Annotated in this window: 12 protein-coding genes and 2 pseudogenes; 7 read left to right on the top strand and 7 right to left on the bottom strand. The window is 43.7% G+C overall.

From position 1 onward, the window contains the following. The 4 genes and pseudogenes from F6K64_RS30760 to F6K64_RS30745 form a co-directional block, all read right to left on the bottom strand. A pseudogene (locus F6K64_RS30760) lies at positions 1–230 on the bottom strand (hypothetical protein); the annotation flags it as partial. A 730-nt stretch (positions 231–960) separates the two neighbouring features. Continuing rightward, positions 961–1,263: a hypothetical protein gene (locus tag F6K64_RS30755; RefSeq protein ID WP_008181974.1), complete on the bottom strand. Its 303-nt coding sequence runs from the start codon at positions 1,261–1,263 to the stop codon at positions 961–963. 20 nt (positions 1,264–1,283) lie between these two features. Further along, a complete protein-coding gene (locus F6K64_RS30750) occupies positions 1,284–1,448 on the bottom strand; it encodes a hypothetical protein (RefSeq protein WP_154659739.1) in 165 nt (54 codons plus the stop codon). A 345-nt stretch (positions 1,449–1,793) separates the two neighbouring features. Next, positions 1,794–2,846: a F510_1955 family glycosylhydrolase gene (locus tag F6K64_RS30745; RefSeq protein ID WP_287267362.1), complete on the bottom strand. Its 1,053-nt coding sequence runs from the start codon at positions 2,844–2,846 to the stop codon at positions 1,794–1,796. A 346-nt stretch (positions 2,847–3,192) separates the two neighbouring features. On the opposite strand from F6K64_RS30745, the pseudogene F6K64_RS30740 reads away from it, so the two are divergent. Together F6K64_RS30740 and F6K64_RS30735 are read left to right on the top strand one after the other, a co-directional pair. Continuing rightward, positions 3,193–3,483, top strand: a pseudogene (locus F6K64_RS30740) (type II toxin-antitoxin system RelE/ParE family toxin). 9 nt (positions 3,484–3,492) lie between these two features. Next, a complete protein-coding gene (locus tag F6K64_RS30735; RefSeq protein ID WP_008181971.1) occupies positions 3,493–3,780 on the top strand; it encodes an addiction module antidote protein in 288 nt (95 codons plus the stop codon). Between the two features lie 207 nt (positions 3,781–3,987). Here F6K64_RS30735 and F6K64_RS30730 read toward each other — a convergent pair whose 3' ends face one another. Next, positions 3,988–5,190, bottom strand: a complete 1,203-nt coding sequence (locus F6K64_RS30730; RefSeq protein WP_008181969.1) for a nucleoside hydrolase — start codon at positions 5,188–5,190, stop codon at positions 3,988–3,990. Between the two features lie 282 nt (positions 5,191–5,472). Between F6K64_RS30730 and F6K64_RS30725 the strand changes: the two genes are divergently transcribed. The 5 genes from F6K64_RS30725 (at position 5,473) to F6K64_RS30705 (ending at position 8,215) form a co-directional block, all read left to right on the top strand. Further along, complete coding sequence (locus F6K64_RS30725) at positions 5,473–6,813, top strand: cytochrome P450 (protein ID WP_008181967.1); 1,341 nt, start codon at positions 5,473–5,475, stop codon at positions 6,811–6,813. A 279-nt stretch (positions 6,814–7,092) separates the two neighbouring features. Beyond that, complete coding sequence (locus F6K64_RS30720) at positions 7,093–7,266, top strand: hypothetical protein (RefSeq protein ID WP_271968735.1); 174 nt, start codon at positions 7,093–7,095, stop codon at positions 7,264–7,266. Positions 7,267–7,318: 52 nt separating this feature from the next. Continuing rightward, the gene (locus F6K64_RS30715; protein ID WP_154659679.1) at positions 7,319–7,495 is read left to right on the top strand and encodes a hypothetical protein; all 177 of its coding nucleotides are present in this window, start codon (positions 7,319–7,321) and stop codon (positions 7,493–7,495) included. A 130-nt stretch (positions 7,496–7,625) separates the two neighbouring features. Continuing rightward, positions 7,626–8,015 (top strand): tail fiber domain-containing protein, encoded by a 390-nt coding sequence (locus F6K64_RS30710; RefSeq protein ID WP_143764191.1) that lies wholly within the window; start codon positions 7,626–7,628, stop codon positions 8,013–8,015. Next, a complete protein-coding gene (locus tag F6K64_RS30705) occupies positions 8,015–8,215 on the top strand; it encodes a hypothetical protein (RefSeq protein WP_287267361.1) in 201 nt (66 codons plus the stop codon). Before F6K64_RS30710 ends, F6K64_RS30705 begins: the two co-directional genes overlap by 1 nt. Positions 8,216–8,577: 362 nt before the next feature. Here F6K64_RS30705 and F6K64_RS30700 read toward each other — a convergent pair whose 3' ends face one another. Together F6K64_RS30700 and F6K64_RS30695 are read right to left on the bottom strand one after the other, a co-directional pair. Further along, a complete protein-coding gene (locus F6K64_RS30700) occupies positions 8,578–8,907 on the bottom strand; it encodes a hypothetical protein (RefSeq protein WP_287267359.1) in 330 nt (109 codons plus the stop codon). Continuing rightward, a complete protein-coding gene (locus F6K64_RS30695; RefSeq protein WP_044492297.1) occupies positions 8,894–9,142 on the bottom strand; it encodes a DUF4160 domain-containing protein in 249 nt (82 codons plus the stop codon). Before F6K64_RS30695 ends, F6K64_RS30700 begins: the two co-directional genes overlap by 14 nt. Positions 9,143–9,739: the final 597 nt, after the last annotated feature.

Below are 9,739 nucleotides of genomic sequence, written 5' to 3'. Positions count from 1 at the left end.
GGGGTGGTCGGCTGAGGGAGTGGGGGGTCGGGAGGAGGGAATCGGGAATCGGGATTCGGGAGTCGGGAGTCGGGAGTCGGGAGTCGGGAGTCGGGAGTCGGGAGTCGGGAGTCGGGAGTCGGGAGTCGGGAGTCGGGAGTCGGGAGTCGGGAGTCGGGAGTCGGGAGTCGGGAGTCGGGAGTCGGGAAGAGAGAATAGTCTTTAATCCTCAGGTGGGCAGTGCCTAGCAACCTACATTGCCAGCTTGGTGAATCTGTCTGCGACCCTGCCCACCCTACAGGAACTTAATCCTCAGGTGGGCAGTGCCTGTGTTATGGAAGTTCTCAATTCGGTCAGGTACTTTAGTCCTGGGTTTTAAGGAGTAGGGAGCAGGGAGTAGGGAGTAGGGGTAAGAATGTGGAGAGTGGGGGGAGTGGTAAAAAATCCTGTGTACCTCATGATTATGAGAATTGCTATATATTAAGTTGAGTTAATATAGCACTACGCATTAAGGTGTTTGACATTGTCTTGATGCAGTCGCTCATGGGGGAAACCCCCAAGACCGTAATGGTGCGTTTTCCGTTGGCGAATTAAATTCGCCACGGGTCGCACCTCTGCATCGCTCCTAAACTCTGAAACTCAGTCATAGCTTACTTCTGACTTCTGACTTCTGACTTCTTACTTGCGCGTAGCGCTATAACTTCGTTTATGACCGCTTGTTTGTTGTAATTTTTTATTAAATGAAGTGTGGATTAAACTACCGATAGGATGTAAGCATTCAGCTATCAGCGTGTCGCGTATCAGCTATCAGCTAATGGGCTACTTGAGGTGCTTTTGAATAAAACAAGTAAGCATTGGTTTAATCTCTGTTACATCACCTGAAGGTTCCATAGCCTGAGCTTTTAGCTGACGGCTGACGGCTGACGGCTGACGGCTGCATGCTTACGATAGGATAACGTTTATGGTCACACTATAGGGTTTTCATTCCCTATTTCGTGAGCGCTGCCCTATAACCCGTCGCCGAGTCTGAAACCACATAGAAATACCTGTAATTGCTAAGGTTAATAAACCAAAGGCATTGAGAAACGGATAAATCATTTGTAAGTTAATGGCACCAAATTTTCCTTTGTGCAGATCCAAAAGCCAAATAAATTCACTACTTTTATCAGTAAGAGCTGCCACCTGAAACAAGGAACCGGTAATCACAGTCAACAACACTGGCAATACCATAATTGGGGCAAACCAAGCGTGTAATTGACGTAAACGAAATCTATTAATAGCCATAGTAATATATATAGCAATTTTCAGGACGATTGAAGTATAAATATCTGGGTTTTAGGGAGCAGGGAGCAGGGAGCAGGTAATAGGCAAGAGGCAAGAGGCAAGAGGCAAGAGGCAAGAGGCAATAGGTAATAGGTAATAGGTAATAGGTAATAGGCAAGAGGCAATAGGCATGGGGTGCATCTCATATTTGTAAAAAAGTTGCGTAGGGTGCGTTAGGGGGGCCTCATTTTCCGCCTCGTAGCCAGGGTTTGGATAGCTCGCCCCGTAACGCACCACCGTGTCAAACAGCAAAAATGAGATGCACCCTAGGCATGCTAGCAATAGGCAAAAAATAATGTGTACATCATAGCTATGATAAACGCTATATAATAGTAATCTAATAGTAATATAAATTCTATAGGGTACCTAAATGAATTGTGATAATTTTTGATTACCGACTCCCGACTCCCGACTCCCGACTCCCGACTCCCGACTCCCGACTCCCGACTCCCGACTCCCGACTCCCGACTCCCTTTACTCTAGTAATATAATTAGAATAATGGTTGCCAAGTTTTGCCGCTATCTTTGGATTGTAATATCCCATTCTGATCATTAGCAGCGTATAAAAATTCGGGATTAGACGGGGCGATCGCCATATACAAAAATAAGTCTCCTGTTTCTGAGCTTATGGCTTCCCAATTCTTACCCCCATCGGTACTTTTAAAGAATCCTCCGGAGTCTTCGGAAAGAATGTGAAATCCATAAATTACTGTCTTTTCTGCTTCGGATTTCAGAGCCAAACTAGCAACAAGGGACTCTTGAGAATTAGGGACTAAAATCCAGCTTTTTCCACCATCCCTAGTCTCAAATAATCCCAGAGTTGTAGCGGCAAACAGGTGCTCAGGATTGCGCGGGTCAACTACTAAGTTATGGGGATTATCCTCCAGTCCCTGCGCTGGTAATTGATTCCAGGTTTTGCCACCATCTTTTGAAACCAACAAGCCTTGTTTTCCAGAAACCGCCCATCCATAAATTACCTTGGGATTAGCTGGTGCGATCGCTAAAGTCAGAAAGTCTACCCCGAGCAGGGATTGGAGCTGCCAATGTTGCCCTTGATTGTAGCTAGTCAGAAAACCGAGCTTGCCTCCTGATGGTGGATGTAAGCTAGCATAAAAGCGTCCGCTATCCTTAGGATGAGCCACAAAGCTGGTGAAATTAGAACGAGTTTCCCCAACTTGCAGCCATTTCCCTGCTTCAGAACGCTGCAATAAGCCATGATGGGTGGCTACATAGAGGATTTCCGGATTCTCTGGACTAACAGCCATAGCGTGAATATTAGTCTTCTGCCACCAGTTCTCAGGAGCATCACTAAGAATAACGTTGTTATTAGTGACATTATTGGTCACTCCTGTTATGGTTGACTGAGTGATATTGGTTTTAATTGTGGTGGTTTGACAACCCATCACCGTAATAGCAACAATACTGTAAATAAACCAATTTTTAACCATATCGTTTATCTCTACATTCATCTCTACATCAATTGCTTGATTGAAACCAGCACAAGCGACTCTACTACCAGTAATCCAAAGATGAGTTCTCCCCATCCAAGGAGTGGACTGGTAATTTCAATTCTGGTAGTTAACGTTTTACTATCCACTGTTGCTGCTTCGGAAACTGTAGCGGTTGCCACAGGATGAGTTATTGGTACTGATACCGATTCTAGATCAAGCTGGTTTGATGGTGATGGCGTAGTTGCTACTTCTGGGGTTTGTTGAGGTATGTTTGTTTGTGAAAATGTCCGGTGTGGGCAAGCAAAGGTTCTTTAATGTATTATATGTCTGGTGTATAACTCCATTATTTGGGAGTTGTCGCTCAGGAGTGGCGAGCTACAATATCTTAAAATATTAGTTAGACATTCGTTGTCTTTTTGTATCCCTTAGGATACAAGCCATGATCGAAATCCGGCAGACCGAAGCTTATTCCAAGTGGTTCAGTGGCTTGCGCGATCGACAAGCAAGGGCAAGTATTGATATTCGTATTCGTCGTTTGTCGATGGGCAACCCCGGTGATGTGAAACCAGTGGGAAGAGGAGTTTCGGAACTGCGTATTAACTATGGACCTGGCTAGAGAGTGTATTTCGTGCAGCGCGGGAGTACCTTGATAATCCTCCTTGCAGGTGGTGACAAGCGCACCCAAGACCGGGATATCAAGACAGCCCTAGATCTAGCACAAAAGGTATAGGAGATCGTGATGACCAACATCAAAACCCATCCCTGGGATGTGGCAGAACATCTGAAAACCAAAGAAGATATGGCTGCCTATCTTGAAGCTGCTCTTGAAGATGGGGATCCTGCCTTGGTAGTGGCTGCTCTACGGGATATTACTCGTTCCAAAGCAATGACACAAATTTCTCGCGAAACGGATCTCGGACATGAGAGTCTTGATCAGGCGTTGTCGATGAAAGGTAATCCAGAGTTAGCCACTTTTCTCAAGGTAATACAGGCACTTGGTCTACGGTTGCGGGCTACTCCGATATGAAGTATTGGGTAGCTCGATCATTGTGATCTCGTAGTGGACTGATTACTTTTTTGCTATTTACTTGTAAGTTAGTCAGCCCCCCGCATGGTTTTTAACGGGGTGCTGAATCTATTTAGAATACTATAGAGTTTCTCATCTTAATAAGATACAGACACATATTTTTGCCATGTTCTGTGTTCCATAAAATCTCAAACTTATGTACTTGAGCTATTTAAGAAATGCTATATATCCTTTATTAGTTACTCGCTTTACCTTCAGAACTCCTCCTAACAATCCTGCTGCCAAAATACCCACAATAGAAGCAGGCTCAGGAACAGAAGCGGGTTCAGAAATGGATGCGAAAACGCCACTAGCACTGTATGGGAGATTATCAAAACTAGGATCGAGAGAGACTAAAACATTCGGACTAAGATCTTGAATCGCTTTGGTCTGTCCTTGTGTTGTTCCTGGATCTGACTGTGTATCAACTTCAATATGCAAAGGTGTTTCAGGGGAGAAATTGGGTTCACTTAGATTTAATGCCGCAACTAAATCCCAAACGGGATTAGGGTCATTATCACTTTGGATAACAGTTAGGGCAAAGTCTAATAACTCGGCAGCAATTAAGCTCTCAGGTGTTCCAGTTTCTATCCATGCCGCTTGATCTTCACGAGTGAATTCGATTTGGTTTGTTGCATCCAGGGGAGTTAATTCAATTTTCAAGCCATTGTTTCCCGCCTCAAACACTTCTTGAGCAGCTACTGGGTCAATCCAGATGTTAAATTCAGCCACTGTATTGGTTGAAAAAGGCGGATCAGGCAGCACAGGTAGATTTCCGGGCACAAACACTGCACCACCCATGATTTGGACAACAGAGATATTTTCAACAATAGTGGGGTCAAGGCGAAGTGCTTCTGCAATATTAGTGAGTGGACCCGTTGCCAGGATAGCCACAGGAGAAGGTGAATCCTTAACGGTTTCTACAATTAATTCCGCTGCATTCCTTCTTTCAACAGATGGAGCACTATCGGGCAAGGTGACAAAGGGTGACCAAAAGGTATCCGAAGCATCTCGGATGAATGAAGGAAACTCGTTGTTTCCTGCAAGTGGATCAGGTCTGCCGATTCCCACAGGGATGCCTGTGATATTGAGTCGCCCTAGCATCCCCTCGACATTATCGACAAAGATGTTGGGGCGAGCAATCCCTTGGGAAAGAGTGAGTGCTTTAACGTCAAATTGAGGATTGCCTAGCATGTAAGCCCAAGCAGTCATTCCATCCTGGCTGCCATCATCATCAAGAATAACGGCAGTTTTTTGTGTCACCGAGGCAGCAAAGGCGGCCTGGTTAGGAAGACTGAGATTAAGCGCGATCGCTCCTGATAAAGCAGTTGTCACTGCTGCAAAGCTAAGAAAACAGGGATTGCTTTTCATGTGCTTATGTTATGGTGAATAATTACGAACTAGAAGTCTATGAGAAATCCATCCATTTCATGGAATAACTGCTGCTAACAGTAACAGTAAAGATGCGCCCAAGACATTCTACCATTAGCAATATCCCCATAAGTTAAACCTTTCTTAGTCAGGACTTACGCTACAAATTTATCTTTAGGGTCTCCCTAAAGACCCTACTACTGGGACTTGATATTAGGGTTTCCTCGATGAGTGGATCAGGCAAGAGATAATAAGTCTTGACCCTGCAGCTTGCTTATTTCCATGGAAACCACCACTCAAGATATGCGTTCGCTTCCATTGCCCCCTGGTAATGTCTGTTTACCCATTATCGGTGAGACCATCAGCTTTTTAACGGATCGAAATTTCCACAAAAAGCGGTTAGACAAGTATGGGCGCATCTACAAAACCCACATTTTTGGTAGTCCTGCGGTGACGATGACTACTGCAGAAGCGAATCAATTTCTGTTTACTAACGAAAATAAGTATGTTGCTGCTAGCTGGCCCAAAAGCACAGCAACCTTACTTGGAGCGGCCTCACTGACTAACCAAAATGGAGAATTCTACCAGAAGCGCCGCAAGTTAATGTCCCAGGCGTTTCAACCGAGAGCATTAGCTAGTTATATTCCCACCATGGCCAACATTACTAGCAACTATCTTGAGAAATGGGAAGAGATGGGAACCTTAACCTGGTATCCTGAACTGCGGGACTATACCTTTGATATCGCTAGTACCTTGCTGATGGGAACTGATGCAGGTTCCCAAACCGCTTTGGCTCAAGTATTTAAGAACTTTTGTGAGGGATTGTTCACTATCCCAATTTCTCTACCTTGGACAAGGTTTGCTAAAGCATTGCGTGCTCGTCAAGGATTGCTGACCCATATTGAAACCATTGTGCGACAGCGACAGCAACAGAAAAATTCCGGACAGGACGCCTTAGGATTATTGTTACAAGCCCGGGATGACGAGGGGAATTCCTTGAGTTTAGATGACATCCAAGACCAAGTAATTCTGTTGTTGTTTGCAGGCCACGAAACCTTAACCTCTGCGATCGCATCCTTTTGTCTGCTGACAGCGCAGCATCCAGATGTTCTTGCCCATCTCCGTGCTGAACAACAGCAGTTTTCTGGTTCAGAACCCCTAACCATGGAACATCTCAAGCAGATGACGTATCTAGAGCAAGTGCTCAAAGAAGTGCTGCGCATAATTCCGCCTGTTAGTGGTCTGTTTCGGAAGGTTATTCAGTCTTTTGAATTTAACGGTTACTTGATTCCTCAAGGTTGGACTATACTGTGCCAAATTACCGAAACCCACAAAGATGAGGAAATTTATCAATATCATCAACGCTTTGACCCAGATCGGTTTGGCCCAGAGAGGACAGAAGATAAACAAAAAATATTTGGATATATCCCCTTTGGTGGCGGTTTACGGGAATGTTTAGGCAGGGAGTTTGCCAAATTAGAAATGAGGATTTTCGCGGCTCAATTGCTCCGGGATTATGACTGGAAATTAGTGCCCGATCAAGATTTAGAAATGGTGGTGATTCCAACTCCCCATCCCCGGGATGGACTTAAGGTTAAGTTTAGCCGTAGAGTAAACTATTAACTATAGGATTTTTATTGGATAAGAAAATGTCGCCCTGTCTAAGCCATCCTAAGACACTGCTGTAGCTAAATGAACTTGTGTTAACATTTGATACAACTTATGAATCTACAGGTGCTGTTATTGACAGCTTAGATCGGTCTCCTATAGAATAACCCCGTGACTTGCTACGCTTAAACACAGGTGCAACCTTTACTGGCTCAGAACCCATAAATGATTTCTATGTAGTTTGGAGATATCTGTGTTTTGGCGTTAACAATCAACTATCTAAGGAGAAATCCAATGAACCTGAAAAAGTGGCTAACTACTGCAATATCTGTCCTGGTTGTGGTATTTCCCATTGTAATCACATTTTTGATGATCGCAGAGCCTGCACTAGCTCAGCGTAGCGATCGCAACCTCAAGCAAAACATTGCCGATGTTGATGTAGATCAGGTTTTGGCCTCTTTGCTCTGAATGTTGGCTTGGCTTTCAACTTTACCTAAAAATCTATCTAAGGAGAAATCCAATGAACCTGAAAAAGTGGCTAACTACTGCAATATCTGTCCTGGTTGTGGTATTTCCCATTGTCATCACATTTTTGATGATCGCAGAGCCTGCACTAGCTCGTACTCGTAGCGATCGCCACCTCAAGCAAAACATTGCCGATGTTGATGTAGATCAGGTTTTGGCCTCTTTGCTCTGAATGTTGGCTTGGCCGTAAACTTTAGGAAAGCGGAGATCTCGACAGGGGCTCTGCTTTCGTTTTGACCATAGATTTGTTCCAGAATGACCATTATGTTCTCAAATAAAACATGAGCATTGTTAACGACATCATGAAGCGTTTATCGCGGCGGGCAATTCCATTGTCGGCTGATCCGGAGTTTGTGGAAAATGTAGAGGCGACCAATCCTCAAGTGGTTTTGAAAAAATTAGCAGACATCCCCATCCAAACCTGGAACTATAAATCTGAGGATCCTGCAATCCGTCATATGGGGCCAATGGCACAGGATTTTTACGGAGCGTTCGGTCTTGGCAACACGGACAAGCACATATTTCATATGGACGCCATTGGTGTTTGTCTGGCTTCCATCAAGGGGCTAAATCAGCTGATTGAAGAGCAAAACCATCGCATTGCACAAAATCAGGAAAAGCTGGAGAAAAACGCCCGCTTGCTGGAAAAACTTGCCGATTTGGTGTCGGAGCAAAGTGAGGGAATAGACTAATGCTTGATACTGCTTATAAGAGATTGAATGTCGGTCACAAAGATGTGTCAATTGATGATAATGGCATCATAATGGCTGCGCTCCAAGCCCTCTATAAAAAATTTCTGGAACAGGAAAAAATTATAGCTCAACAGGAAGTATTACTACAGGAACAAGAGCAGGCAATCAGTCGGATCAAGTTGCCTGATCAGTTACGTTGAGAAGCTCGGATGGTGGGCAACCCTGCAGGTATTTCTGTATGGCTGTTTGATCAGAAGGAAGATGGTGTGATCAGTCCTGAATAATTTTATAATTTGCTCAAAACCTGGGGAGTTAGCGATGAAGAATTAGAGATTGCTTGCTCTAAGCTAAATCTGAAAGCAGGTAACACCTGTCTTATGGATCAGTTTAAAGACTTGCTTGAAAAATTTCACAAAAGTGATGACCCAGATTCTCCTGGTAATTATCTTTTCGGTTCTTTCTAAGTTCGATAATTTGATATTGTAGATCTCGTAGGGTGCGTTAGGCGAAGCCGTAACGCACCATCAATCATCTCAGGGCTGACTTTTTAGGTAAGTGCCATTCAGTCGATTTCTAAAACAAGGTTTCGATCGTCTAGAAATTCAACAGGTTCTTGATCTTTGCCATTTTCCCAGGTTAGTGAGAAAAACCAGATACCACTTTCACCAATACAAAAGCTAGCAGGGGTAAACTCCATTTGAGAGTCTAATGGTGGATTAGCTTGCTCAGAGGTATATTCCGCTGACCAGCTAAATGCTTCCCCTGTCCAGGTTAGCCCTTGGGCATGGAGTTGGTGGGCAAATATACGAACTTCATCCAGATTGGGAATGTAAATGGGAATAATCGGATTGTAGTTGTCGTCAATCTGGAGTTGAACTTTAGTTGCTATCACTTTTTTTCAGCTCCTTATACCAAACTTCTAAAATAAAGCTCTGATTTGCTTTTAAGATACGTTCAATTTCGTTAAGTTCATGTTGTTTGAACCCAACTGACTTAGCAAGTGCGATTGGTTCTAACCAAAATTTTGCCTCATGCTTATCCTTGTTGACATGAATATGAGGTGGTTCAGCTAGATCAGCCATATAGAACGAAAACTTATATCCTTTAACTCGCAAGACAACAGGCATAGCGCAATCATTGTGATCTTGTAGGGTGGGTTAGGCCAAGCCGTAACCCACCATTATTTATTATAAAAAATACACAACATTTATAATCTCCTCAATTCAGTGATCCCAAAACAGTAGCAGCCGATCACACGAACTGCCAACAATAGTAAGCCCATTAGGTTAGCTTCCGCCTTTGCTGATGTCCGACAGACTATCACTCAGGCATGGGAAAATTCTCAGATGCGCTAGTTCTAGTGAACTTGTGGTGGCAGGGTTGGGTTGTTGCGATCGCTTTCTGGATCAGTTGTTTGTGATCGGGGTGGGACGATCATTTGCTTGCGCGCGATTCGATCATAATCCCTGACTGAGCCAGGATTATGATTAAGGGAATATTAAGAAAAGATTAAATTATACGTCTGATTCCATAATTGCATTACACGTCTCAAGTATAATTCTCTTGTTGCTTCAATTCAATGATTATGATAAAACGTAAAAAATATAATGATTATGACTCTTGGTAGATAGGAGATCTGAATCATGTATTATGGGTCAGGTTTATAACTCCATTATTGAGGAGTTTTACATCAGGAGCAGTGACCTACACTATTAGTTATACTA

It is taken from the genome of Moorena sp. SIO3A2 (genome assembly GCF_010672265.1).
In the GTDB taxonomy this organism is placed as follows: domain Bacteria; phylum Cyanobacteriota; class Cyanobacteriia; order Cyanobacteriales; family Coleofasciculaceae; genus Moorena; species Moorena producens.
This window is presented reverse-complemented; position numbering and strand designations above follow the sequence as displayed.

Coding starts and splice junctions, on each gene's coding strand:
- F6K64_RS30755 (WP_008181974.1), bottom strand. CDS start 1,263: ATGGCTATTAATAGATTTCGTTTACGTCAATTACACGCTTGGTTTGCC.
- F6K64_RS30750 (WP_154659739.1), bottom strand. CDS start 1,448: ATGAGATGCACCCCATGCCTATTGCCTCTTGCCTATTACCTATTACCT.
- F6K64_RS30745 (WP_287267362.1), bottom strand. CDS start 2,846: ATGGGGAGAACTCATCTTTGGATTACTGGTAGTAGAGTCGCTTGTGCT.
- F6K64_RS30735 (WP_008181971.1), top strand. CDS start 3,493: ATGACCAACATCAAAACCCATCCCTGGGATGTGGCAGAACATCTGAAA.
- F6K64_RS30730 (WP_008181969.1), bottom strand. CDS start 5,190: ATGAAAAGCAATCCCTGTTTTCTTAGCTTTGCAGCAGTGACAACTGCT.
- F6K64_RS30725 (WP_008181967.1), top strand. CDS start 5,473: ATGGAAACCACCACTCAAGATATGCGTTCGCTTCCATTGCCCCCTGGT.
- F6K64_RS30720 (WP_271968735.1), top strand. CDS start 7,093: ATGAACCTGAAAAAGTGGCTAACTACTGCAATATCTGTCCTGGTTGTG.
- F6K64_RS30715 (WP_154659679.1), top strand. CDS start 7,319: ATGAACCTGAAAAAGTGGCTAACTACTGCAATATCTGTCCTGGTTGTG.
- F6K64_RS30710 (WP_143764191.1), top strand. CDS start 7,626: ATGAAGCGTTTATCGCGGCGGGCAATTCCATTGTCGGCTGATCCGGAG.
- F6K64_RS30705 (WP_287267361.1), top strand. CDS start 8,015: ATGCTTGATACTGCTTATAAGAGATTGAATGTCGGTCACAAAGATGTG.
- F6K64_RS30695 (WP_044492297.1), bottom strand. CDS start 9,142: ATGCCTGTTGTCTTGCGAGTTAAAGGATATAAGTTTTCGTTCTATATG.